This window comes from Pseudoalteromonas sp. MMG012 (assembly GCF_018100875.1).
Lineage (GTDB): Bacteria > Pseudomonadota > Gammaproteobacteria > Enterobacterales > Alteromonadaceae > Pseudoalteromonas > Pseudoalteromonas aurantia.
Window position 1 is genome coordinate 1 of sequence record NZ_JAGJEF010000053.1, and the last position, 25,710, is coordinate 25,710.

Here is a 25,710-nt window from a genome sequence, read left to right on the forward strand (position 1 = left end):
TGTAATTTTAAGTGAAATCGCTTAAAATTTATTCTCCTAAAAAACAATGTTTTAAACTTGTCTTTTGAAGAGGTCGCTATAGTATAGGATTCTATTTTAAATGCAAGCAATTAAGCACTTAATTTTCGTTAAGTGCTTTATATACCAAAACGCAAGTAAATAATTGCCAACCTTGTGCGTTATTTAGACAGTGACCGTCGTTGATGTGGTGTGATCATTGTCTGCCAAGGCCAATCTTGGTGGCCCATCACAATAAAGTCTGGGTTTTCGATACTCTCTCGTTGGTTATAAGTAAGTGGATTAAACTCTGCGTCAGTGATACATCCCCCCGCTTCTTCCACTATTACTTGAGACGCACCGGTATCCCACTCCCCCGTCGGACCAACCCGTAAAAAGCAATCTGCTTGACCTTCCGCGATAATACATGCCTTTAATGAACAAGACCCTAATGCAATTGTGTCAAACTGCCGTTCAATAAATTGACTGACAACTTCCAATTTTTGTCTACGGCTTACTGCAACAGTGAGGTTATTTGGCTTTGATACATAGATTTGCGTGTCCTGTGTCGCTGAACGTTTAAACGCCCCGCCGCCATGAACAGCATAGTAAGTGGTATTTTCAGTCGGCCAATATATTACTCCCAACACGGGTTTATTATTCTCAATCAAAGCAATATTGACCGCAAAGTCGCCACTTTCTAAAATAAACTCTCCTGTACCATCCAGTGGGTCGAGTAACCAATAGCGGTGCCAAGATGCTCGCTGTGATAATTCAGGGATTGGTGTTTCTTCTGACATAATAGGAATATCAGGGGTTAACTGTTGTAGCCCAGCCATAAGCACCTCATTGGCGGCAATATCCGCCAAAGTCACGGGCGTCTTGTCTGACTTTTCTCTCGCGCCAATATCGTCATTTTTATAAATTTCCAATATCGCGGCGCCTGCTTGCGCGGCAAGCGTAATACAAGGCTCCAATAATGAGTGCAAACTTACTCCTCCGATGCTAAAAATTGCTGTAATAACAGTAATGCGGCAACACTTCGAGCCTCTGTAAAATCCACTTGAGTTAGCAAAGATTGCCAATCGTGTAATGGCCATTTAACAACTACCAAGGGTTCAGGTTCATCACCTTCAAGGCTTTGTACGTAAAGCTGCTGAGCAACAAGTACATGCATTTTGGCATTAAAGTAACTCGGCGCTAAAGACAACGTTTTTAAATCTGTGAACTGTTTCGCTCCCACGCCCACCTCTTCCTTTAGTTCCCTATTTCCAGCTTCAAGCGGTGTTTCACCAGGATCAATAAGCCCTTTTGGGAAGCCTAATTGATAATCATGCGTACCAGCACAATACTCTCTCACTAAGAGTAGTTCATTTTCAGCCGTTATTGGGACGATCATAACCGCACCACGACCGCCGCCACGAACTCGTTCATATTGGCGTTGCACGCCATTGGAAAACTGCAAGTCGAGTGACTCCACAGTAAACAGTTTACTTTTAGCCACGACTTCACAAGTCATGATCTCAGGTGGACAAGGGTGCTTTTTCTGTGACATAGGCGTTTTTTTGCTATCATGACGGTAACTTAATCATAAAGCCTTTAACGAAAAATGCCTATGCTAAATTGGTCAAATATCGACACCGTTTTACTTGATATGGATGGCACACTACTGGATCTCCATTTCGACAGTCATTTTTGGCTCGATGTGATCCCTCGGGAGTACGCCAAGAAACAGGGGATTAGCTTAACCGATGCGAAAGCTGAAATTATGAAGCGCTACGAAGCCGTCGGCGGCCAAATACAATGGTATTGTTTAGATTATTGGCAAGCACAACTCGACTTACCCATTATGGACCTTAAGCGAGAAATTCAGCACCTAATTACCATTCGTGACGACACTCCGGCTTTTTTACAAGCTCTCAAAGCAGCCGGTAAAGAGCTAATATTACTCACTAATGCCCATCCTGATAGCTTATCATTGAAAATAGAGCGCACACAGTTTGACATTTACTTAGACAAAATTATCTCCACGCACCAATACGGTGTAAGTAAAGAAAGCCAGTCTCTGTGGCAACAAGTACAAGCTGACTTGAAATTTGATAAGCAGCGCACTTTATTCGTGGATGACAGCTTAGCCGTCTTAGATGCCGCCAAGCACTATGGTATTGCCCATTTGCTCGCAGTCGCAAACCCTGACAGCAAACAGCCAGCGAATAAGATCACTGGCTATCAATGTGTGACTGATTACCGCCACTTACTCCCATTAACAGAGGAGTAAACTAGCTCGGGTAACGCGCAACTAAACCAGCATATACATTTTTGGCAAAATCTGGATGCTCTGTATCGAGGCTTTTTACTACGTCAACTAGGTGCTCGTTATCTTCTTGACCATTCCATACTTTAATGTACGTACCATCTTTGTAACCATGATCTTGACGGAAAAAGTTCAGCGTATTTTTGCCAACATAACCACGATATAAATCGTCAATACTCATGTCAATTTGCTGCATGCACCCAGCAAAGGCTTCGGCATTAAACGTTTTATCCGCAATAGCTGATGCTGCCAATTGCTCTAGTGTTTGTTTAAAATCAGCACCACAATGCGGTTGCTGTAATTGTGTATCAAGCTGCTGCGCCAGCGCCTGATATGATGTTTCACCATCAATACGTAGTGACAAACCAAAGTGAAATATATCCACTAACTCTAGTATCACTTGTTCTGTATCAGGTGTTTGCTTTTTCCACCACTTCCAACCGTAATGGTCGAGCATTTCTGCACATTCAACCCAGATAGCACGATACCAATCAAACCCTTGGTTAAACCACTGTTCATGAACTTTTGTATTCATGGCGTTTTGCATTTCTAGCATTACAACCAGTTTAGTGACATTGGCAGACATTGTGCTCTCTCTATGATCATTTCAAAGGCAATATGATACCCCACTGAAAGAAATTCGCCACTGGTCCGTTCTAATACAAGTCACTAATTTATTCATGAGAATTTTATGCGTTTTCTAACAGCTATATCAATTATTATAATTGGCTTTTTCGTAAGCCCAATCACTCACGCGGCTCAAGTTACTAATATTGAGTCTGCCCCTGAACGCGTTAGGCCTTTGTTACCAGGCTTAGACGCCCCTCAATTGACGTTAAGAAATAAAGACAATAAATCAGTCAATTTAAACAGCCTATATGCCGACAATAAAGCAACAGTCATTGTCGTTTATCGCGGTGGATGGTGTCCATATTGCTCTCGTCAATTAGCTGGGATCCAAAAAATTGAAGCACAAATTGCAGGCTATGGTGCAAAAATCATCGCGGTATCTCCTGATAGCCCAGCAGCATTGGCAAAAAGCAAAATCGACTCACCTAATTATCAGTTACTGTCTGATAGTAAACTGGCATTAGCACAGGCTCTGGGTGTTGCGTATTTCTTAGATGAGAAAACAGCCAAAGCATACCGCGATCGTATGGGTGTCAATTTTGTTGATTTAGACGGACAAAGCAAAGTCGCCTTACCGGTACCAGCGGTATTTGTAGTCGACAAAAAAGGACTGGTGCAATTTCAATATACGAACCCAAATTACAAAGTTCGTTTAGATGAATCTGTATTACTCGCCGCTGTGAAAGCCGCGAGTATATTGTAACGCTCCCTAACTAAAACCGTTAGCTTGTTAAATCATTAACATCTAACGGTTTTCCAGTCTATTGTAATCAAACAGTCCATACTCTACACCCCGATACTCTTTCGCAACGTTATGTAATATATCACTGTACTGCCAAAACTGCGGGTGCGTCCGACGAATACCAAACTGCGCTTTTAAAGCGCGATAATCTGCTTCACTTGCAACCGCTTGCAGTTGCGAAATAAACTCTGTTGCATGTACTTCATTTGGCAAATACCAGATTGCTTCTGGGTAATCTCCGATAAACCCTGGGACTAATGTGGCTGTGTCTTCTTGATAGGCTCGCTGACCGTTTTCATTCAACAAGCTTGAAATGTTATAATGCGCATTATGATGGATCAACGTGTAGGCTTTATGGCTCTGCCCTGTTGGGCCTTTCTGCAAAATATATGACACTTGAGGCAGTAAATTTATGGTCGTCGTAGGCAGATGATTGAGCGCTTTAAATGCCTCAGGAACAGCACTATAATCATATTCTTGGCTCAATACGGGTGCCAAATGTTGTTGAAACTTATCAAGTAACTCATCTTTTGGTGAATTCGTTACAAACTCAATACCCGTTGGCGCGCCCCATAACGCCTTACGATTTATGAACTCACTTAAACTTACATGTGAACGCCTATACCAATGATCCCGCACTTCTTTACGAATACTTTTTGGCAAAAAGTTAATAAAGTTCTGTTCACCCTCTAAACGTAAAAAGTCCATATATAGGCGCGTATTTAACTGATGGCCTATATTACCGTATACGTCAAAGCCCGCCACCAGCAAATAATGAATACGTTCAAATAATGCATAGTCAAGTACCCAAACTGTTTTTGGTTTTTGTCCAACAAAGCCTTTTACCACCGTTGCACTGTCAAAATGGCGAAATACCGTTAGCGCAGCGTTTTGATTATGCCCATCCCCTTGCCATAATAAATCTAGGGTTAAGTTTTCCCCATCCCCGAGTAACTTATTGGCCAATGCTGTTTTAGCTTTTAAATAGGCATGCTGTTGAGTTGCATACTTCGTCCAACTAGATACCGGCAACACATTACTTTGTTCTGAAGCAGGCAAAGCCAACTCATCATCATGCGATAACAACAACTCACTCACTTCTGGAGAACTGTTTTTATCCGGATCAACAAACGCCACCCAAAACAGGTCATTAATCACATTTAATGCCACTTGTCCTCTACACACGGGGCCTTTGATATAACCCTTAATGATCAATTCCGCTTCATCAAGCATAAATTGATATTTAGATTTTACCGGGATTTGTGAAAACGCTTTAAATGGATTCGACGCAACCTTGGCATCATAACTCGGCAAATACGTTACGTCATAATCCGCACCAATAAACTGCTGATATAACCGCAGCATCTTCTTTCCATCTAGCGCAAGCGGCATATGCGTTTTGGCTAATATGGTAGTACGCTCATGCATTAACCGATAATAGACACGTCCAGTTTGCGGATCATCATACGGGCGGCGAGTTGCAATGAGTTTAATTTCTTGCCCTGGGGGAGTAGTCGAGCGTACCAACTTAAAAAAGCTCGGTGATGCTGTTTTTACCTTGGTAGGAAAGTAAATATTGGCAAGGTACCAATGTTCATAAATATATCTCGCAGCCAATCGATGCTTTAGGCTATCTTGATTTAGAAATGCTTCCCACTGTGACACCTGCTTTATATCCTCCTCTGTGGGTGGGAGAATATGGGCCATTTTGGCGCCTTTGCGCATCCATGATGTTAGGATATTGAACTCTTGTGGCGATATAGCTGGCAATCCATAAGGCATCCCCGCATGAGGTTGATGTCTTGCCAATGCGGAATACTCATCCATATTTGCACAGCGCTGTGTACGGTCTAATGAAAAATCAAACTCTTCACCCAGTATGCTTTGCGATGGTAGCGGATGACCCATCTTTAACAGCAAACTATTGTATAATACACTCCCTAACAAGTTCGCCTGTTCTGTCTGTACTCGCTCATTCAATACCGGTGTAAATCCCTTTTCACGCCACTGCTTTGTGTTCGCGGCATCATACAACAACCTGCTTGGCTGTTGAGCCAATAACCTTGTGCCGTCATAGACACGTGTTTTACTTACCCCTCGGTCAATCCCTTCAGGTGAAGATAGCTTAAGTTGGCACGGTGCATCATAACAGCCGTGACACACCACACACCGTGTATCTAAAACAGGCTTAACCGCTTTTAAATATTCTGCTGCGAGACCATACTGACCACTACTCAAACGTGCTTGAGTTTGCGATTTACCAAACAAGTCATCATATTTGCTAAAACCAATTGCGGTACACCCACAAAGCAATAAAAAGCCAATCAATAGGGCCCAGAAGCGTTTTTGCATTAATCCTCCTCGACTTCTTCGCCTAAATCAAAGGTCGGCATCATCTCTACCGGAGGGGAAATAAAAACTTGCTCAGATTCATCACTGAGTACGGCACTCAATACCGGGCCATGATTCAGTAATAACTGTGCTTGGTGTGAGCCTGTTGCTAACGCTGAAAATGTGACATCTCTCACTTCAAGATCATACGTATCTAAAGTAATACTGACACTTTCATCTGCTCTCGGATTTTGACATAAATTAGCCAGAAGTGTTTCATCGAGCGTAACATTTAACACCAAATCAGGCATGTCAATATTACGCGTTTCGATTTCATCATTTAATAAAAATAGCGGCAAAGTAAGTGGTGTATTTTGTGATAATTCCATAGATAATCTGCATTCAGGTGAACTCAATTGATGTGCTCATATTAGCATAAATAAACTAAACTTTATTGACTCTATGGTCGACACTTCTTCCCTCTATAAAATATCTTTTACCAAGGAAGTGGATCACCATTCCCATGTAAAAAGCTGCCACTGGATTCAAGCGTCAGTTCCTCAATACGGTTAATTAACCTATACGCTGCTTGCTCAGCTGAAATATCTCCTGCGTAATTCACCATCTCAGTTTGTACGAACCCTGGGTGCAACAATGTTAACGCGACACCTTGATCTTTTAATTCATGCGCTAAGCTCACGCTCGCGGCATTTAATGCGGCTTTTGACATGCGATAGCCAATATATGCGCCAGAGCTATTATCTGCAATTGATCCCATTCGGCTGGTGATCATAGCAACTTTAGCACCGGGTGAAAGATTCTGCTGTAATGCATGCACAACACGAATTGGGGCAATGGCATTTACCTGTAGCTGTCGTTCTAGGGCTGAAAAGTCCATATCAGTCAGTGTTTCATTACTAAATACCCCTGCGTTATTGATAAGGACATCTATCGGTTGTCCAGATAAAGCCTCCTGTAACACAGTAATGTCCGTCGTGTTGCTTACATCGATGTCAGTTACAATATTGACCCCATTCAATTGTTCAAGGGCATCAGATGAACGACGAACAATGGCTGTTACCTGATAACCAGCTAAAGCATACTGCTTGCAAAACTCTAACCCAATACCTCTATTGGCCCCTGTGATAACAATGTGTTTATTCATATCAATTCCTAATTACCCGACACAATATTTAACCCGAAACGCTTTCACGTTACATAATTTGAACTAATATTTTTGGGGTAAGATACATAAAAATCAAGCCAGTGCTAAGCAATCAGTATGCAAAAACAACAATCATTAACTTACGTATTTATGGACAGGTAGACTCACTATGCGCACCTTACTACTGATTATATCAGTACTTTTTATCCTCCCTTGCAATGCAAAGCCCTACACAATTAATGCCAGTGAAGCACTCTCCTATCAGCTAGGCCAGCAACAGGTTACCGCCATCATGACCGAAATTTATCAGCCATTGAACATCGTTCCTGAAGTGATATTTTTACCCAGTTACCGAGGATTAAAAAATGTGGATCAGGGCCTACTCGATGCGGAAGGCGGTCGTGTTGATGTTGTGATGACAACGTACAAAAACGTAATAAAAATACCAACTCCCATTGCGCAATCTCAATTAGCCATTTTTTGCCTTAAACCACACAGTTGCCAGGTAAACCTAAAAGATCCCATATTGCGTATTCATGGTAACCTCATTGCGGAACACTATTGCGCCAAAAAAGATTTAAGCTGTACTGCTGTGCAAAATGACATTTCTGCTTTCCAAGCATTGGTAAAAGAACAAGCAAATATACTGTTAGCAAACAGCGTATTTCCCAGCGGCTCTTTGTGCACCGCTGGAATTAAAAAAGTGTACATTAAACTTCTGCACGCTAAACCTCATCGCATCTATCATTACGTGCACCAGCGCCACGTAAAACTGGTCAGCGCATTAGATGCATCAATTAAGGCATTACATCACTCTGGTAAGCTGCAAGCTTTAATTGACACACTGCTTCAGAGCTTTGCAAAATGTGGTGGTGAAGTGATCAAGTTACCGCAATCTCTGCCTATTGTTCAGAGTCAATAATATCTCCTGAGGTCGACTCTAAAATTGAAAATACAGCACCGCTAGGGTCGCTCAATACAGCAAACCGACCCACTTGCACAATATCAGTCGGTGGCACACATACTGTGCCAGCGAGTTGCTCCGCTTGTGCTACCATTGCATAACAACTTCGCACAGAAAAATAAATCATCCAATGTGGCGTAATACTTTCATCCCACTCTGATGTCATTTCCATTAACCATGCAACAGGCTCTGAATTGACGCTAAACAGGGTATATTGTGACTCCCCCATAGGCATAATCTCGGCTTCCCACCCTAAAAGCTGTGTATAGAAAGAGGTACTTGCTGCGACATCTTTGGATGCCAGTTCATGCCAATACGGCACATTAAACTCAAATTTTCGTTGGTAACCTGAGTGCTCCTTCGCTTGCCACAGTGCAACTAAAGCACCTGTTGGGTCGCTCATCATAACCATTCTGCCTGCACCAGGCACATCATGTGGCCCGTGAATAATGTGTGCGCCTAAACTTTGCGCTTCAACGGCTAATACATCAACATTTTCCACTGCAATATACGCCAACCAATGACTCTGAACCTTTGCGTCTACTTGTTCTTGCATCATTTGATACATGGCGGCTATATCATCTTTATCCTTTTGCAGCATCGTGTAATAGTAATCATCACCAATAGGTTGATCATCAAACTGCCAGTTAAATAATTCGGTGTAGAATGTTTTTGCTGCTGACCAGTCACTCGAGCATAATTCAGCCCAACAAAATGTATTATTCGTAACAGAGGTTACTTTTGGCATATATGGCTCCATTGCTCATTGCTTAAAGTCAATATCAAGTAAAGCACAAAATCAGATACTCACATGGGTTTGTATTACATTCTCAGTACTGAGTGCCTATTGCGTAACCAATTCTAAATATGGCCTACCATAAGTCTGAATAAGTAATTCTGCTGCTGCCTGACGTTTTAATGGTTTGCTCATAAGGTAACCTTGGCTTTGTTGACAATGCAATACCCCTAATACGGCTAATTGTTCTGGTGTTTCAATTCCTTCTGCGGTCACTTCTAAATCAAAACTTTTCGCAATTGCACAAATTGCTTCAATCAGCTGACGAGCGCTGCCAGCGCACTCAATACCGTCAATAAATGCCCTATCAATTTTTAAACCATCCACAGGCAATACGCTTAAACGAGCTAAGCTACTAAAACCAGTTCCAAAATCATCGATATAAATACCAAATCCAAGTTCATGCAATTGCTCTAATGGCTCAATCAAACTGTCCTCCACCATCATCATCGCAGATTCAGTCAATTCAATTTTAAATTGTTGCGGTGACACATCATACTGAGCAAACAATTGCTTTAACCAAGGTACAAACATCCCACTTTGTAGTTGTAAGGGAGACACGTTCACACTCATAAACAGCCCTTCACAATTATGCTCACTCATAAACGATAGGGCCTCACGAAATACCCACTGACCTAGCACGTTTATTTTGGCACATTCTTCCGCGATTGGAATAAACTCTGCAGGGCTGACAAAGCCCAGCTCTGGGCTTTGCCACCGCACTAACGCTTCAAAGCCTCGCAACACCTTGCCATCTCGACAAAAAATAGGCTGAAACTGTAATTTAAGCTCAGTGTCTAACGTCATATCATGTAATGCGCGCTCGACTCTCAGTTTCCTAGAAGCTTCACAGGCAATCGCTGAACTATAGATGTGATAGCAATTTTTACCTCGCTTTTTTGCCTCATACATAGCAATGTCCGCATCATGCAGCAGCTTTTCTGCTTCATAATTCAAACATGGAACGGTAAACTTCCTAACCCCAACACTGCCACTAATACAATGACTCTGCTCTTGATATACAAAAGGTTTACGTATTTCTACCAGAATATCTTCCAATACGCCCTCTAATGGCATCGGCAATTTGGCAAAATCAATTAATACTGCAAACTCATCGCCTCCCAAACGCGCAATGTCAGCAAAGTTCCCTAGCAATATTCGCATACGTGTTGCAAATTCAACCAACAGTCGGTCTCCAGCGAGATGACCTAAGGTATCATTAATCAACTTAAACCTGTCTAAATCAATATATAGCAATATATACTTTCGCTCTGTGGCCGTTCGACACGTTTCAACCAAATTCAAGAATGTTTGTCGATTAATCAGATCTGTTAAACTATCATGCTGAGCTTTGTACTTGAGTTGTTCATTAAACAATTTAAGTTGCGTAATATCTGTTACACGCCCTTCATACAAGGTCCCACTAGGGTTATGTAACCAACTTCCAGTTTGTCTAAGCCAAATACTATCTTTAGACTCTACCTGCGCTAACCATTCTAATTCGTCATGTCGCGATTTCTGATCAATGATGGCTTGCCACTGCGTAGCGAACTCATCATCAACGATATATTGGCTTAAATACGCCCCAAGGGGTTTGTCCTCTGCGCCGATAAGCAAGCGTCTAAATGCAGGGTTAGCATCAATAAGTTGACCGTGCCCATCGAGTACAAAAAGCCCTTCATTACTGTTCAAAAATAGGCTTTTATACTTTCTTTCAGCGCTGATCTGCTGCTGTAAAGCCGCTAAACGCCTATCCGATTCAACACTTAACCGCTCATTGGCTTGCGCTAGGCTTGTGGTGCGCTCCACCACTATTCTGTTAACAACGTTATTCCTAGAAACCAAATATCGTACTTGCATCCATACTAGCCATGCACATAGACTTGCCACCACAATGAATCCTGCAATCATCAATTGCCTATTTTCGAGTAAACTGGGGGCCAATTGCTTCTGACTAAATAACTGTAACATCAACTCTTGACCATAAAAGTCGATATGTTGATATGCACCTACTTGTCGACTTTCTAAACTATGCGTGTTTTGCCAATCAGAGCTAAACAGCACCTGTTGTTGTGTTAAAACACGAATGTGCTGTTGACTTGTCTGGTAAATATGACCAAACAAACCTTCTAGTAAAATTGGTAATTCAAAGCTAATACCCAATGCTGATGCTGCTCCATCGTGATCGGGCCTTTGTACCAGTAATGTCCATTTAGCTTGATCTCGCCAGTTGATGGCCATCAGACTTTGTTGTTCGTAAAGGGCGTTGATTTGTTGTTCGGCAAAATTTAAGCTATCCCCCATTGTATGCCCATATTCGGCCATTGGGGCCACGTTCATCAATGTGAGGTAATGCTGGCTGTGTGCTTGCGCTAAACGTACTTTATAATCAAAAAAACCCTGACTTTTCTGACTGGCTTCCACATTCGCCACTTGTTCAGCACTAATGATTCGATAAAGTTCTAGCCGCAGTTCAACATCACTGCCCGGAAGCTGGGACTGCGCAACTTGGTTGAAAAGGTCCATTTCAAAACTAGGCACCAAATAAGAATCAATCGAATATAACAAATGCCCAACGTATGATAGTTTGGTATCAAGTTGATGATGGTACTGCGATAGCTGCTGTTGTAATGTTTGCCGTTCTTGCTGTTGGTAATAATTATTCAGTAAATAACCTACATACAGCATGACCGATACAAAAAGCGCAAAACACGCGGCACCAAACTGCACTGGTGAACGTAAAACTGAAATTATTGGCGTAACTATAGACATATGTAAATGACGTTGTATTCTATACACACCTGATAATAGTTCTTATTTACAATGAAGAAAAGCAAACTTTTACTTTATTCCCTTATATTGATACAAAGTGCCCCAATATTTGCTAATACAGCGCATTTGAATGTTTATTCGTTTCGTAAATACGAGCTCATTGAACCTGTCATTAAAAAATTTGAAGCACAGCACAATATTAAAGTTAACGTCGTAAATGGTAAATCCAAATACTTACTCGCTCGCTTGAAAAAAGATGGAATGGACTCTCTTGCTGATGTGATACTGAGCTCTGATTTAGTGCAATTACATGATCACAAAAACCTCTTACAGCCAATCCCACATCTTGCCCAGTGGGATCAAATCCCGAGTGAACTTAAAGATAATAATGGGTTTTGGGTCAGCATTTCGATACGAACACGCGCGCTTTTCAGTCATAAAGATGATACATCACCACCACCACTTCGCTATGCATCATTAACTCGCCCACAATACAAAGGCACCTTTTGTGTTCGTAACTGGCAGCATAGTTATAATCAAATGCTCGTAGCCTCGCTGCTTGCCAGTGAATCTGGCTCAGATACAGCATGGTTACCCATCGCCAATCAATTATTGGCAAAAAGACCCACAGGTGGAGACAGAGATCAATTGCGCGCTTTGGCCAGAGGGCAATGCCAATATGCACTGGCAAATCACTACTATTGGACCATGATGAAGCAATCCAATAACAAGCTAGACCGTGACCTAGCTGAAAAGCTTAACATACATTATATGATTGCAAATGATGGCACTACACCTATTTCCACGACCACCGCAGCAATAGCCAAATATGCGCCAAACAAGCATCACGCTCAAAAATTCATCCAGTTTTTATTAACAAGTGACACACAAAGCGTCTATGCCAATTCACTAGCTGAATACCCTGTCATTGAAAAAGCAACAAGTAGGGTGACGCCATTTACCCCTAATATTACCGCAGTAAAACAAAGTCTTTCGTTATTAGACATAGCCAAAAAGCGCCTACAAGCACTTTAATTATTGTGCATAAATAACGCGTAAATCACAATTGAACAACTTAACCGGATACTCTCGGTGGCCCAAAACATGGTACGTCGTGGCTTTTTTTGGGCCTTGCAACGTCATCACCTTGTGGTGCTCTTCACGGTAAGCTTGCTGTATACGGCCATATTGTCCTGTGTAAATAAGGGTTAAATACGGTGCTTCGTATTGCCACCACCCCGAAACATTGTGAGTACTTAGCATCCCTTCCTCACGCCACTGTCTCTCTGCACGCAAAACAACACGGCTATCGTGCCCACTGCAATCGTGGGCATAAAGTAAATTAGGGACAACCTGTTTACTAGCTAGAGCAGGAAAATATAACCCAAGGTTACCCTGCGAGTAAAAGTGGTTATCATGATTAAACACACGGGTATCAAGGCGCTCAAAGCCCAACTTGTTTACAAGAAGTGTTACCTCATCAACTATCGATTGAGTCAAATCTCCAGGGAAGTAGAAAAGGGTTGGGTTGTCATATACTCTTTTAGGTATCACACTATTAAGACGGTACTCAATACCTAAAGCATCTAACTCATTTGTTAATATGGATTGTTTATTTTCTTCTAACACCGCATGGTATACATGTACCTTACTATTTGATTGGCAACCAACACATAACACCAACCAAAACATACTGGATATAACGCCATGTAATCGATTCATAATATATTACTTGCCCCACCACTGATTACAACTGTAATCAATGGTGGGGCAAAATGCAACGTCAAATCTCTACTGTGCGCTTACGTTTCATATTTAGCGGCCCATTGTTGTACCGTCGATTTTTTATAAAGTATGTCTTTAAATAGGCGATGACGCTCGTATTTCAGTGTCGATTCCTTGGTGTCAGTACCAGTCATGATCTGATTATGGTATTCATTAAAGCGCGAGATCACACGATAACTATGGGCTGATTTATTTGCCACTCGTGCAAAATGTGCTTTCAAATAATTTCTCACGTCTTCTGCGGTCATTAAGTCTAACCCATCTAAGTTCATTAACTCTTTTTTTAACATCGCTCGAATACCCATACTTACGTCGCCCTTGTCTTTAGATGTGCTGTCTTATGCCTAGTATTAGCTTCTGAACCAAAATACACACGAATTACGATATCTAAGTTAAAGACCATAAAAAAAGACAAAAAGTTTCGTCTGCTGTCGCATCCAGCGGTATAATATCGCAAACTGAAATAGGAGTTACTTGAATGACCGATGAACCCATTGAATTTATTGAAGTTGAGCTAGAAGAAGAGCCAATAGAGTTATGCAACCTACTTAAGGTATTAGACCTAGTTGAAACGGGTGGGCAAGCTAAAATGCTCATTGGTGAAGGCTATATAGCCGTCAACAATGAAGTGTGTACGATAAAACGCAAAAAAATGTATTCTGGTGATAGCCTACATTTTGATGGTGATGACTATGTACTCACACTCTCTGATGACGCAACTCCAGCGATTAGAACACAACCGACTCCTGACGTTGTAGAGCCTGAAAAAAAGAAAAAGCGCAATAGAAGCAGAAAAAATAGAAAAGATGCTGACACGGGTAGAAAGCCAATTTCATTTGGGTAACACTGGCGCTGGCGATAACACGCATCTGCACTTGTATTCGATACATATTCACTCCTATTTCTCAGCAGAAGTGCAGATAAGACGTTACCCTTATTATAATAAAATTCTCGTACCGCATGGCTGATATAAATAATTCAATTGCTTATCTTTAATGCTCGGTGATATAAAAGTCACCCATTATATTAAAGGACTTCATTTTAGGAGCTGTCATGTCCATTTGGTTTCGCCCCATCACTTTAGCGTTTTGTAATGACTTAGACAACGGATTATATGGACAGGGGTCGCTCATGAAAACGCTTGGTATTAGTATAAAAGAAATCGGATCTGATTACCTCGTCGCCACAATGCCCGCTACACCACATCATCACAACCCGATAGGAATAGTCCATGGTGGTGCCAATGTCGCTCTTGCAGAAACAGTCGCCAGCTATGCAGCAAACTTTGTGGTGGACTATGAACGCTACTATTGTGTTGGACAAGAAATCAACGCTAATCATTTAAAAGCATCTCGCAATGGCATTCTTACAGCCACAGCGCGCGCACTACACATAGGAAAGCGCACATCAGTCTGGGAAGTAAAAATCGTCAATGCACAAAACCAATTATGCTCTGTATCTCGAATGACCGCTGCAGTTGTTACTCGAAGTCGCCAAGGTGATTCATAACAATCTGTTGGTAAACTCCACTCTTTCTGATTTTTGCTAGCCCTAAATTAAATTGTCGAATTATCTCCTTCCCTTGTGGGTGTGTTTTAAGCACACCCGTATGTAATGGCCAAGACATCAATGCCGGATATAGCACCTCTAGATCATGCAGTTCTGGGTATACTTTCAAATGTGTTTGACTGCCCACAAATCAGCTATTGCAACATCTACGCGTCCTTTTTGTACCAATTGTAAGCTAGCATGCAAACTTAGCACGGGTACAACTTTCAGCCCTTCAATACCATTTAAAAATTCATGATAGCCATACCCTCTTATGGTGCTCATGGTTAAGAAACGCAGACTGGTGGCACCTTTAAAATTAATCTTGTACTTTGCATGTTGGACCACCACCATGTCGTTATTAAAATAAGGTTCGGTGAAAAGCAATGTCTGCGCTCGTTTATGTGTCCACCAAAGTGCTGGCACTAAATCAATTTCTTTTTGTTCCAGTAACCGCATTACTCTGCTAAATGGCGCAGTACGTATTTCAAAGCGAATATTCTGTGCCGCGAATGCAGCCACAGTGATCTCTTTCACTAAACCTGAACCATCTTCTAAAATATATGGTGGCCAAGGACTATGCCCCCCAACAACCACTTTAATTGGACTTGCAGCAGTAAAATGAGATACCAACATAAACCAAGCCAAGTAAAATAAACCTTTCAATTTTGTTCCTTATATCAATATGGCCGTTGATATAGTGTAGTCGATAAATGATCCACTCAGCCTATAAAGTACTCATATTGATACAGTAAAGATGACCCATATTATTGCCTTTGGTATACTAAGCTTCTGCCAATCATTGAAAGAAGCACTATGGAAAAGTTAGACACTGTTGTTATTGGCGCTGGTGTTATCGGAATGGCTGTTGCAGCGAAATTCAGTGAATCAACTCAAACACTACTCATCGAACAAGGTGAGCAATTTGGTGAACACAGTAGCAGCAGAAACAGCGAAGTCATCCACGCAGGACTGTATTACGCTACCAACAGTTTAAAAGCCCAGCTATGTATCCAAGGTAAAGAGTTACTATATCGACATTGTGAAAAATTTCACGTACCCCACAAAAGAATCGGTAAAGTGCTCACCGCAAAAACGACTTCTGAGGTGAATACCTTACACACCATTGCTGCGCAAGCAAAAATCAATGGCGTTGATGATTTGCAGTTTTTGTCCAAAACACACATTGGTCGCTACGCACCTCATATTAACGCAACACACGGACTATGGTCTCCCTCTACAGGGATTATTGATAGTCATCAGTTTATGTTGTCACTCCTGACAAAATTAACACAAAATCACGGCCAATATGTGCCTCGTACACAGTTTTTAGCTGCGCGTAAAACCTGCAAGGGGTACATAGTCGATTTAGATTGTGACGGTGATTTATTTCAGATCCAATGCCAGTATTTAATTAATGCTGGTGGCCTTTTTGCTCAAAAAAATGCCTCTTTAATTGATGGGCTAGAAAAAAAATATATTCCAGAATTACACTATTGTCGCGGTCAATACTTTAGCTATCACGGTAAACACCCTTTTTCACACTTAGTGTATCCTGTGCCTGAAAAGCATGGGCTTGGCATACATGCAACACTCAATCTTGCAGGCCAACTCCGCTTTGGACCTGACACCCATTTTATCCATGACTTAAATTATCAAGTTGATGCCAATGATAAAAATAAATTCGTGCAAGCTATTAAGCAATATTGGCCAGCCATCGACGATACAAAGCTCTTTGCTGATTACGCAGGAATTCGCCCAAAAATAACTCAAACCGGTGCTCAAGACTTTATAATTCAATCCTCAAATACACATGGCTATACTGGCTTGATAAACCTATTTGGCATTGAATCTCCAGGCCTGACAGCTAGCTTAGCAATTGCAGAACAGGTCCTTAAAGATATCGGTTAAATCATATTAGGTTGAGCAAGTTAGTGTGCTATAAATTTTCTTGCTAGTCACCATTTCCACCGGTTGCATCATCCAACTGTTTGGTTCGATCATCCATCAATTTTTGTACATTTTTAGCGTCTTTCATCAACTTATTTACCGCAGCAGGATTTAAAGCAGAGGGTACGCCGTGTTGCGACTCGTTCGCTGATTTCTCTGACGCAAGCTTATCCAAAATCGCTGTATCTTCCGCCGCCATAATCGTGACCCGACTGGGATCTAAGGTATGGTGCAGACTATCCCCTTTAGGATTTGGCTTATCTGAATAAATCCAATTGCCATTCTCATCACGCCATTTATAAATTACAGGATCACTGCGTACTTCTTTTTCCGGATCTATATCAGCTAGCTCTTTGGCTTTGCCAACGGCTTTATTAAGTGTATGTTCCGAGTATTGAAATACCGCTTGTGCACTCCCTTGAGCTTTTTGTACCAATTCTTCTGCATTTATCCAAGGCTTACCATCGGGACGTTTTAAAACAAAGAGCGATCCCAACCCTATTAGCATCACCATAATCATCATATAACTTACAGACTTCATGTCTTCACTCCCTCGTATCATTCAATTAAGCTTAGCGTGATTAATTAGATGATACACAGCTGACAGACATAAAAAAAGCACAACAAAAGTTGTGCTTGTAAAGCGTATCTGACACTGGAGAATGACTAGATACCATCGCCATCAATGTGTAAACCACATTCACGGTTCAATCCAAAAAAGCGTGTTTCTTCTTCCGTCATACCCGGTTCAAGTTTACGCGTCGTGTGCACATCTCCCATAGACACATATCCTTGCTCCCATAAGGGATGGTATGGTAGATCATGCTTGGTAAGGTATTGGTAAACGTCGCGATTACTCCAGTCAATGATGGGATAAACCTTCACGGTTCCGCGGCTGATCTCTAAAACCTGCTTATCAGCACGTGTCGAGGCTTGATCTCTGCGTAGCCCACTAAACCATGTACCCACTTTATGTTCTTGCAATGCTCGCGTCATTGGCTCTACTTTATTAAGCGTATTGTATTGCTTTATGCCTTCTTCACCAAGCTCCCATAACTTACCATATTTGGCTTCCTGCCAAGCAGGGCTGTAATTAGAACGATAAACCTTTAAATTTAAGTTTAACCGTTCAGTTAAATAGTCAACAAACTGATATGTTTCAGGAAAAAGGTAACCAGTATCAGTTAATACAACAGGCACATCTGCTTTTTCTTGCGTTACTAAATGCAGCATTACCGCGGCTTGGATACCAAAGCTAGACGATAAAAATGCATTGTTCGGCAAATTTTCTAAGGCCCAAGTCACTCGCTGTTGCGGCGTCATTGGCAACAGTAATTCATTTGCTTGTGCTAATAAGTGACGTTGTTCATCACCACTTAACTGTAATATATTTTTATAGTCACTCATGCTTATTCCTAAAGTTGGCGAGTTTTCACCCGCCAATATCCTATTTGTTTAAGCGTGGAAGTCTGTTTTTGAGACTTTAACTTCGGCAACAATGCCTTTGCGGATCACAAAGTCACCAAAACACTCATCTTGCTCACGCTCATTTACCCACTGACCGATTAAGGTATCTAGTGCAGGTAAATACACTTCTTCGCCTACATTTTCTAAGTATAATTTAGGCACCCTTGTACCTTCTTTATTGCCACCTAGATATACGTTATATTTACCAGGCCCTTTGCCCACTAAACCAACTTCCGCTAAAAGCGCACGGCCACAGCCATTAGGGCAACCCACAACACGCAATATGATGCTGTCATTCGCAACTTCATGCTTTATCAGCAACTGCTCAACTTTAGTAACTAAGTCAGGTAAATATCGTTCAGCTTCAGCCATCGCAAGTGGACATGTTGGTAATGACACGCAGGCCATTGAGTTTTTCCGTTGTTCAGTATCCGTATCATCAATCAAGCCGTGTTCGCGTGCTATTTTTTCAATTTCCGCTTTTTGCTCTGTTGGTACACCAGCGATGATCAAGTTCTGATTCGCAGTCATGCGGAAATCACCCTGGTGTATTTCTGCAATTTTTCGACAGCCCGTTTTCAACGCTTTCTCTGGATAATCTAAAATACGACCATTTTGAATAAATAGGGTTAAATGATGCTTGCCATCAATTCCCTCAACCCAGCCAATGCGATCGCCTCGATGTGTAAACACATAAGGTCTGCTCTGAGCAAACTGAACACCCGCTCGATTTTCAACTTCAGCTTTAAACTCATCAATACCAAACGTATCTAACGTGTATTTCGTCTTGGCGTTTTTACGGTTAACACGGTTACCCCAATCACGCTGTACCGATACAACATGCTCAGCGATCTTTAGCGTGTGCTCTAGTGGAATGAAACCGAAATCATCCGCTTTACGAGGGTAAGTATTCACATCACCATGTGTCATGGCTAAGCCACCGCCAACTAACACGTTAAAGCCAACCAATTTACCGTTTTCTTCAATTGCAACAAAGTTCAAGTCATTTGCATGCACATCTACTTCATTGTTTGGAGGAATTGTGACGGTTGTTTTAAACTTACGTGGTAAGTAAGTTGAACCAAGAATTGGTTCAATATCCGTTGTATCTTTGCGCTCACCATTTAGCCAAATTTCTAAATAGGCGCGTGTTTTTGGCAGTAAGTGTTCCGAAATTTTTGCTGCCCACTCATAGGCTTCTTGGTGAAGCTCTGACTCAACCGGATTAGTAGTACACAGTACATTACGGTTCACATCACCCGCAGTTGCAATTGAATCAATGCCCACATCATGCAATGTTAAATGCATTTCTTTGATATTTGGTTTTAATACACCATGAAACTGAAACGTTTGGCGCGTTGTTAAACGAATACTGCCATACATGGTTTTTTCGCCAGCAAACTTATCTACTGCAAGCCATTGCTCTGGTTTGATAATACCACCTGGCATACGTGCCCTAAGCATTACATTATGTAAAGGTTCAAGCTTTTGCTTGGTTCGCTCTGGACGAATATCACGGTCATCTTGTTGATACATGCCGTGGAATCGGATCAACTGAAAGTTATCTGCTGTAAAACCACCGGTGAGTGGATCAGACAGGTCTTCGGTAATCGTGCCGCGTAAATGCTCACTTTGTGTTTTTAAACGTTCGTTATCTGCAAACTTAACGTTTTGATCATGCTTACTATTGGGCTTGCTCATTTATTAATTCCTAAATACTTTACTTTGACGGTATACCCCACGCGCATCGCAGGATATATAAGCACACGCACCGATTAATAGACGTCTTTTTGGTAGCGGTTTGCACTACGCAACTCTTTCAAATATAACTCTGCTTGCTCATCATCTTTACCACCATGCGCTTTAACAATATCCACAAGAGCTTGATGAACATCTTTGGCCATGCGGTTTGCATCACCACATACATAAAAATGTGCGCCTTTTTCTAACCAAGCAAACACCGCTGCGCCTTTTTCACGCAATCGGTCTTGCACATAAATTTTTTCAGCTTGATCACGGCTAAATGCCAAATCAATATGGGTTAACAAGCCTGATTTTACATAGCCTTGTAATTCCACTTGATATAAGAAATCTTGGGTGAAGTTAGGGTTACCAAAAAACAACCAGTTATCACCTTGCGCTTCTCGCGCATCACGCTCTTGTAAAAACGCTCTAAATGGTGCGATACCGGTACCTGGACCCACCATAATAACCGGTGTTGTATCATCGCTCGGTAAACGGAAATTATCGTTATGCTCGCTAAATATTTTTACGCTTACCCCTTCTTCAGCGCGTTGCGCCAAATAACCAGAGCAGCCACCGAAGTGCTGCTCTCCAAACGCTTCGAACTCAACTAACCCCACTGTTAGGTGTACTTCTTCTTCCACTTCCGCTTGGCTTGAGGCAATTGAATACAAACGCGCTTGTAGCTTACGACAGCTATCTGCTAATTCTTGCGCTGTGATATCAGCTGGATTTTGTAAAATAATATCAAACACTTGACGAGGCTCGATATATTCACGCATTGCAGCTTTATCTTCCACTAATGCCAAAAGCGCCGAGTTACCTGTCGCTTGCCCGTACTTCTCTACAAAACCTGGATAAGATTGCGTCAATTCTAGTTTTTCGATAAGCGCGGTACGAATATCTAGGGTCTCTTTACCCAATGTAACTTGTGCATCAGCCACGATGCCTAATGTACTGAGAATCGCGTCAACTTGTGTCTCATCATTTAAGAAATACACACCTAAGGAGTCTCCTGGCGTGTAAGTAATATCAGAACCCTCGAGTGAAATCTCAACATGACGTACATCTTTACTTGAGTCTCTACCAGTAATTTTTTGGACTACACTGAGCTCAGCTGAAAATGGATTTTGCTTCGTATATTGACTTGATGCTGCAGTAGGTACCCCAAATGGCATAGTCACAACATTGCCACCAGCACTTTGCTGTGCTTGCAATTGCGGTTCAAACACCGCTAATGCATCTGTAATCCACTGCTGTGCTTGCTCATCATAATCCACATCAAGATCTGCTCGAGGAAAAGCAACTTCAGCGCCTAACTTAACTAAACGCTCTTCAAAATCAATGGCCGTTTGGCAGAAAAACTCGTAACTTGAATCACCCAAACCAATCACAGCTATTTGCGTACTGTCTAATTTAGGAGCCTTCTTACTGGCAATAAATGTATGTAGTGCTTCTGCATCCTCAGGAGGCTCTCCTTCTCCATAAGTCGATACCACCACCACTACAAACTTCTCTTTTTTCAATGCCGACGTTTTATAATCAGACATGCTTACTAGTTTAACCGCCAAGCCTCGTGATTCAGCTTGCTCTTTCAGCTGAGTAGCAACGCCTTTCGCGTTACCTGTTTGTGAACCATATAATATGGTGAGTGGCAAAGCATCGCCTGCTGGTGTAGCCGTTTGCCCCACAACTCCACTTAATGCCGCTGTATTTGCATTTGCAGCCAAATACCCACTAACCCATGCCTGTTGAATAGGGTTCAGTTCTGCAACCAAACCTTGTAGTTTTTGCACTTGCTCTTGTGTGAGCGGGCTTGCCGCAGCACTAAGTTGACTCAACAACATTAAAAATTCCCCGTAACCCTAAACTATTTTTTGCTTAGATTGCTCATCTACAACGCCCTTACACGATGTAAGGATTTATGAGTTGAAAGCATACGCATCTCTACGAGTAAGAAAAAGACGAAGATCTGCTTTGTTATTCCATTTGGTTATTAATAACGGAAAATTCCAACAAAAACAGCTTAAAAGAATTGTTTCAAATTAGGCAACTCTAAAGTTAACATGTGCTCAACAAGTTCTGTATAAAAATTGATCTTGTTTTACTTCTAAAAAACAATAACTCTTTAAACTAAATATAGAGAGACAATAATGAAACACGGGAACAAAGCAGCTCTGTCGATCTTAGCTGCCACATTTGGACTAGTAACAAGTGGTCATGCGGCCGCAAATGTTGCTAACGGTAACTTCGAGTCTTGGCAACAAGGTAAACCAACACAATGGAGTACCATTGATAGTGGTATCTCTATCACAGAAAATAACACCACAGTTAAGAGTGGTGTTTCATCCGCTCAAGTGACAGTCACTACAGCATCACAGAGCAATACGGACTTACTACAGTCGGTTACGGTGAAAGCCGGCCAAACATATGATTTTAGTACGTGGGTATACCATACTGAAGGTAAAGTTAAAGCACGCCTTATTATCGATGGTTACCAAAACTATTCAGACCCATTTAATACCCAACAATGGCAAAAGTTAAGCTATCAATACACAGCCAATACGGACAAAGTGATTAATGTTGGCTTACGCTTTTACGATACCAGTGGCTTTGATGGTAGTGAAATTGTTTACTTAGACGACTTTCAACCATCGATAGCCACACCGCCACCGCCTAATGCATGTACAAAAAATACCTTAACGATAAAACTCACTACAGATAAATACGCGAGTGAAACAAGCTGGAAACTTAACACAGCACAAGGAAGTACCGTAGCAAGCGGTGCTGACTTTGCGAACAATACAACACATACTGAAACATTATGCGTTGCTGATGGATCGTACAGCTTTGTTATTTCTGATAGCTATGGCGATGGAATTTGTTGTGAATTTGGCAATGGAGAATATTTACTAACGCATAACAATCAAACAATTGCTAGTGGCTCTTCTTTTACAGATCAAAAAACACATAACTTCACACTCGGTAGTGATGGTGGTGATAATGGAGGGGGTACACCTGGCGATTATTATGCATCAACAACCGGTTTGACAGGGTATGCACTAAAAACTCAGTTACACACGATTATCCAAACACACAACTCACAAGGGTATAGCGCAATTTGGCAGTTCATAGATAAATCAGAAAGAGATAATTACTTTGAAAAAGATAACTCAGTACTCGACCGTTACTCTGAGAAACCTTCAGCCAATGATGCGTATAATTTTGTTGCCGTAACCAATCAATGCGGTTCATATCGAGGAGAAGGTGATTGTTATAATCGCGAGCACTCTTTTCCAAAAAGTTGGTTTGGCGGAAAAGTAGAGCCTATGAACTCTGACATTCACCATATATTTGCCACTGACGGCTTTGTTAACTCCAAACGCAGTAACTTTCCATTCGGCGAGGTTGCATCTGCGAGCTTTACCTCAACAAATGGCAGTAAAGTAGGTTCTGCAACCAGTACATTAAACTACAATGGCACGGTATTTGAGCCAATAGATAAATTCAAAGGTGATTTTGCGCGGGTGTATTTCTATATGGCGACACGCTATGAAAACACCATTGGGAGTTGGCAAAATAACACCACTTATAGCAACGCCGTTTTAGATGGTAGTACTGGACGTGTTTTCGAGCCCTGGGTTATTGCAATGCTACTACGCTGGCATCAACTTGATCCTGTCGATGATATTGAAACAGCTCGGAATCAAGCTGCCTATGAATTCCAAGGGAATCGTAACCCCTACGTGGACCACCCTGAATTCGTTTCCAAGATATGGTGATCACACTATGCCTTAGATAATAAAGCGCTGCTTTAGGGGCTGTTGATCTTTGCTGTTTTATTTTTGTTCTCTTTGAGCATGCTTTTATCGCAGCGCTTAATATGTGGCCTAGTGATCTAAGCGAATATTAAGCAACAAAGAGAAAGGGGTGCTCAAAAAAACCAGTAGGCAGCGCTTGATTGGCTTTTCTACTATGTTATCGGTTGACTCACATGGAATTACCATGCTATGCAGCCTCTACCTTGTATAAAAGCCAATCAAACTGCTGCAAAAATGAACCTAAAAGATCAATAGCCCCCTAATTATCTATAAAAAAAACGGCCTAATCCTTTAGGCCGTAACCGACACGCGGGGAATCTATCTTGGGTTAATCGTAACAGGTTTAATGGTCACCTTTGCATTACCACTGGCGCCCATGTGAGCATCGTAGTGCTGCCCTTCAAATAAGGTATAAAATACATCAATATAATCGTCATCATTGCTAAACCAATGCGCTGGCATCGCCTTTATCAATTGATTCGTTAATTGCGGAATAATGGCATACCCTTGCACATTAGCATCAGGAATAGCCCGCATAGCTTGCGTGACAATATCTAAAAAGGTGGTCGCTAATATTTGGTAGTTTGTATTATCATCTTGCTCCATTAACAATACATCTGCCGCTTGCCAACGATACCGATTCCAATGGATCAGGGTTTGATTTGGGGTATAATCACGACCATCATGGTCTAAGTACGGCATATCAACAATATCAAGTACAGGTTTATCACGACTCGGATTCACCCCAGTAACAATTGCATACACCTCCGCACTGCCTGAAATCCAAGGCTCTTCATCATCGTTTAAGCGAATCCGCTGCAAGTTACTGGTCGATAAGCTTTCTACATTAGAAGCTTGTTCGATATTTCTCGGCAAGGACCCCAGATCATTTAAAGTGAAGATATTCCGCATTATTGCCAACCCTTCACGCGCACTTTTCTTACTATCTATTTCTACAATTAATACGGGACGAGTAGGCATTCTATGCGCATCTAATAAGTGCATGGTGCCATTTTGGTCATAGGCTTCAACATAGAGCCATGTTTTATCGTCACCTTTAGGCGCAAATGCAACTAATGGCGCAACCCCTTCAAGCCAGCTTTCAAACATCGAGCTATCAGCAAGTCGCAATTGATAAATTGCATCATTGCTTAAAGCAAGACCCTTTAACCTTCTCGTATAATGAGATGCCAGACGTAATTTCTCTGCCGCAGTGCCTTGTAACAAACTTGAAGTTAATGGCACGGCTAAACGGTGCGGACTCATGATTGATGTTAATTTAGGGGTCAGTGATTCGACTTCCTTAGCAAGAAACTTAGATATATTACTTTTTATATCAACGACCTGATGTTCCCCATAAGAAAAAGCATCTACTTCGGGAAACAAAGTCGTTATTTTTTGATCCTGAATTTGTGATGCGTGGGCATTGAATCCAGCTGCAACCATTAAGGCCGGGAGCATTATTTTTGTTCTTAATTTCATCTTCCAATCCTATTATTATCCACGTGTGTTGGATATTGAAGATAAAACTAACAACAAAAAATATCAACAAATTAATACAAATTTAACAAAATAATTTACAAATGAATCAAGGAATAAAAATAAATCTATTACTTATTATAGGGTTATCGTGATTTATTGCGGTGAGATTATAGGTAGAGTTAAAGACCTAATTATGTTTAGGT

24 protein-coding genes are annotated in these 25,710 nt (G+C 41.5%); 8 read left to right on the forward strand and 16 right to left on the reverse strand.

The genetic code is table 11. The features are described from left to right. Nucleotides 1-179: 179 nt before the first annotated feature. On the reverse strand, nt 180-986 hold the full coding sequence (gene cysQ / locus J8L97_RS16070; protein ID WP_210998373.1) for a 3'(2'),5'-bisphosphate nucleotidase CysQ: 807 nt from the start codon (nt 984-986) through the stop codon (nt 180-182). 2 nt (nt 987-988) lie between these two features. After that, nucleotides 989-1,552 carry an ADP compounds hydrolase NudE gene (nudE, locus tag J8L97_RS16075; protein WP_192506036.1) on the reverse strand — a complete coding sequence of 188 codons (564 nt, stop codon included), beginning with the start codon at nt 1,550-1,552 and terminating at the stop codon, nt 989-991. Between the two features lie 60 nt (nt 1,553-1,612). Here nudE and yrfG point away from each other — a divergent pair, with 60 nt between their 5' ends. Then, nucleotides 1,613-2,275, forward strand: coding sequence for a GMP/IMP nucleotidase (gene yrfG, locus J8L97_RS16080; protein ID WP_211051105.1), 663 nt, complete (start codon nt 1,613-1,615; stop codon nt 2,273-2,275). A gap of 1 nt (nt 2,276) precedes the next feature. On the opposite strand, the gene J8L97_RS16085 is transcribed toward yrfG, so the two are convergent. Then, nucleotides 2,277-2,897 carry a dUTP diphosphatase gene (locus J8L97_RS16085; protein ID WP_211051108.1) on the reverse strand — a complete coding sequence of 207 codons (621 nt, stop codon included), beginning with the start codon at nt 2,895-2,897 and terminating at the stop codon, nt 2,277-2,279. 105 nt (nt 2,898-3,002) lie between these two features. Between J8L97_RS16085 and J8L97_RS16090 the strand changes: the two genes are divergently transcribed. Then, nucleotides 3,003-3,644, forward strand: coding sequence for a peroxiredoxin-like family protein (locus tag J8L97_RS16090; protein ID WP_210998376.1), 642 nt, complete (start codon nt 3,003-3,005; stop codon nt 3,642-3,644). A gap of 42 nt (nt 3,645-3,686) precedes the next feature. On the opposite strand, the gene J8L97_RS16095 is transcribed toward J8L97_RS16090, so the two are convergent. From J8L97_RS16095 to J8L97_RS16105, 3 genes are all read right to left on the reverse strand, one after another. Beyond that, nucleotides 3,687-6,035, reverse strand: a complete 2,349-nt coding sequence (locus J8L97_RS16095; RefSeq protein WP_211051111.1) for a fatty acid cis/trans isomerase — start codon at nt 6,033-6,035, stop codon at nt 3,687-3,689. Further along, the gene (locus tag J8L97_RS16100; RefSeq protein WP_211051114.1) at nt 6,035-6,403 is read right to left on the reverse strand and encodes a hypothetical protein; all 369 of its coding nucleotides are present in this window, start codon (nt 6,401-6,403) and stop codon (nt 6,035-6,037) included. The genes J8L97_RS16095 and J8L97_RS16100 overlap by 1 nt, the downstream gene beginning before the upstream one ends. A gap of 107 nt (nt 6,404-6,510) precedes the next feature. Continuing rightward, nucleotides 6,511-7,179 (reverse strand): SDR family oxidoreductase, encoded by a 669-nt coding sequence (locus tag J8L97_RS16105; protein WP_211051117.1) that lies wholly within the window; start codon nt 7,177-7,179, stop codon nt 6,511-6,513. A gap of 169 nt (nt 7,180-7,348) precedes the next feature. Between J8L97_RS16105 and J8L97_RS16110 the strand changes: the two genes are divergently transcribed. Beyond that, entirely contained in the window at nt 7,349-8,101 is a 753-nt protein-coding gene (locus J8L97_RS16110; protein ID WP_211051119.1) for a hypothetical protein, read from the forward strand. Here the strand turns inward: J8L97_RS16110 and J8L97_RS16115 are convergent. Together J8L97_RS16115 and J8L97_RS16120 are read right to left on the reverse strand one after the other, a co-directional pair. Further along, nucleotides 8,082-8,891 (reverse strand): VOC family protein, encoded by an 810-nt coding sequence (locus tag J8L97_RS16115; protein ID WP_211051122.1) that lies wholly within the window; start codon nt 8,889-8,891, stop codon nt 8,082-8,084. The two genes, J8L97_RS16110 and J8L97_RS16115, sit on opposite strands and share 20 nt — an antisense overlap. Nucleotides 8,892-8,987: 96 nt before the next feature. Further along, the gene (locus J8L97_RS16120; RefSeq protein ID WP_211051125.1) at nt 8,988-11,711 is read right to left on the reverse strand and encodes a bifunctional diguanylate cyclase/phosphodiesterase; all 2,724 of its coding nucleotides are present in this window, start codon (nt 11,709-11,711) and stop codon (nt 8,988-8,990) included. A 126-nt stretch (nt 11,712-11,837) separates the two neighbouring features. Between J8L97_RS16120 and J8L97_RS16125 the strand changes: the two genes are divergently transcribed. Next, entirely contained in the window at nt 11,838-12,746 is a 909-nt protein-coding gene (locus J8L97_RS16125) for an extracellular solute-binding protein (RefSeq protein WP_247688704.1), read from the forward strand. Here the strand turns inward: J8L97_RS16125 and J8L97_RS16130 are convergent, their stop codons facing one another. After that, on the reverse strand, nt 12,747-13,433 hold the full coding sequence (locus tag J8L97_RS16130) for a hypothetical protein (protein ID WP_211051131.1): 687 nt from the start codon (nt 13,431-13,433) through the stop codon (nt 12,747-12,749). It abuts the gene before it with no gap. Between the two features lie 80 nt (nt 13,434-13,513). Continuing rightward, the gene (locus J8L97_RS16135) at nt 13,514-13,801 is read right to left on the reverse strand and encodes a hypothetical protein (RefSeq protein ID WP_211051134.1); all 288 of its coding nucleotides are present in this window, start codon (nt 13,799-13,801) and stop codon (nt 13,514-13,516) included. Between the two features lie 173 nt (nt 13,802-13,974). Here J8L97_RS16135 and J8L97_RS16140 point away from each other — a divergent pair, with 173 nt between their 5' ends. Together J8L97_RS16140 and J8L97_RS16145 are read left to right on the forward strand one after the other, a co-directional pair. Next, on the forward strand, nt 13,975-14,340 hold the full coding sequence (locus tag J8L97_RS16140; RefSeq protein ID WP_211051137.1) for an RNA-binding S4 domain-containing protein: 366 nt from the start codon (nt 13,975-13,977) through the stop codon (nt 14,338-14,340). A 209-nt stretch (nt 14,341-14,549) separates the two neighbouring features. Beyond that, nucleotides 14,550-15,005 (forward strand): PaaI family thioesterase, encoded by a 456-nt coding sequence (locus J8L97_RS16145; RefSeq protein WP_211051140.1) that lies wholly within the window; start codon nt 14,550-14,552, stop codon nt 15,003-15,005. Between the two features lie 165 nt (nt 15,006-15,170). On the opposite strand, the gene J8L97_RS16150 is transcribed toward J8L97_RS16145, so the two are convergent. Then, nucleotides 15,171-15,710, reverse strand: coding sequence for a transporter substrate-binding domain-containing protein (locus J8L97_RS16150; protein WP_211051144.1), 540 nt, complete (start codon nt 15,708-15,710; stop codon nt 15,171-15,173). A 150-nt stretch (nt 15,711-15,860) separates the two neighbouring features. Between J8L97_RS16150 and J8L97_RS16155 the strand changes: the two genes are divergently transcribed. Beyond that, nucleotides 15,861-16,955: an NAD(P)/FAD-dependent oxidoreductase gene (locus tag J8L97_RS16155; RefSeq protein WP_211051146.1), complete on the forward strand. Its 1,095-nt coding sequence runs from the start codon at nt 15,861-15,863 to the stop codon at nt 16,953-16,955. 43 nt (nt 16,956-16,998) lie between these two features. Here J8L97_RS16155 and J8L97_RS16160 read toward each other — a convergent pair whose 3' ends face one another. From J8L97_RS16160 to J8L97_RS16175, 4 genes are all read right to left on the reverse strand, one after another. Further along, nucleotides 16,999-17,535, reverse strand: a complete 537-nt coding sequence (locus J8L97_RS16160; protein ID WP_192506053.1) for a DUF4124 domain-containing protein — start codon at nt 17,533-17,535, stop codon at nt 16,999-17,001. A 125-nt stretch (nt 17,536-17,660) separates the two neighbouring features. Then, nucleotides 17,661-18,401 carry a phosphoadenylyl-sulfate reductase gene (locus J8L97_RS16165; RefSeq protein ID WP_211051149.1) on the reverse strand — a complete coding sequence of 247 codons (741 nt, stop codon included), beginning with the start codon at nt 18,399-18,401 and terminating at the stop codon, nt 17,661-17,663. A gap of 48 nt (nt 18,402-18,449) precedes the next feature. Further along, entirely contained in the window at nt 18,450-20,162 is a 1,713-nt protein-coding gene (cysI, locus tag J8L97_RS16170; protein ID WP_211051152.1) for an assimilatory sulfite reductase (NADPH) hemoprotein subunit, read from the reverse strand. 74 nt (nt 20,163-20,236) lie between these two features. Further along, entirely contained in the window at nt 20,237-22,051 is a 1,815-nt protein-coding gene (locus tag J8L97_RS16175; protein ID WP_211051155.1) for an assimilatory sulfite reductase (NADPH) flavoprotein subunit, read from the reverse strand. A gap of 306 nt (nt 22,052-22,357) precedes the next feature. Between J8L97_RS16175 and J8L97_RS16180 the strand changes: the two genes are divergently transcribed. Beyond that, nucleotides 22,358-23,986 (forward strand): endonuclease, encoded by a 1,629-nt coding sequence (locus tag J8L97_RS16180; RefSeq protein ID WP_211051158.1) that lies wholly within the window; start codon nt 22,358-22,360, stop codon nt 23,984-23,986. A gap of 357 nt (nt 23,987-24,343) precedes the next feature. Here J8L97_RS16180 and J8L97_RS16185 read toward each other — a convergent pair whose 3' ends face one another. Beyond that, nucleotides 24,344-25,507 (reverse strand): DUF3103 family protein, encoded by a 1,164-nt coding sequence (locus J8L97_RS16185; protein WP_211051161.1) that lies wholly within the window; start codon nt 25,505-25,507, stop codon nt 24,344-24,346. Nucleotides 25,508-25,710: the final 203 nt, after the last annotated feature.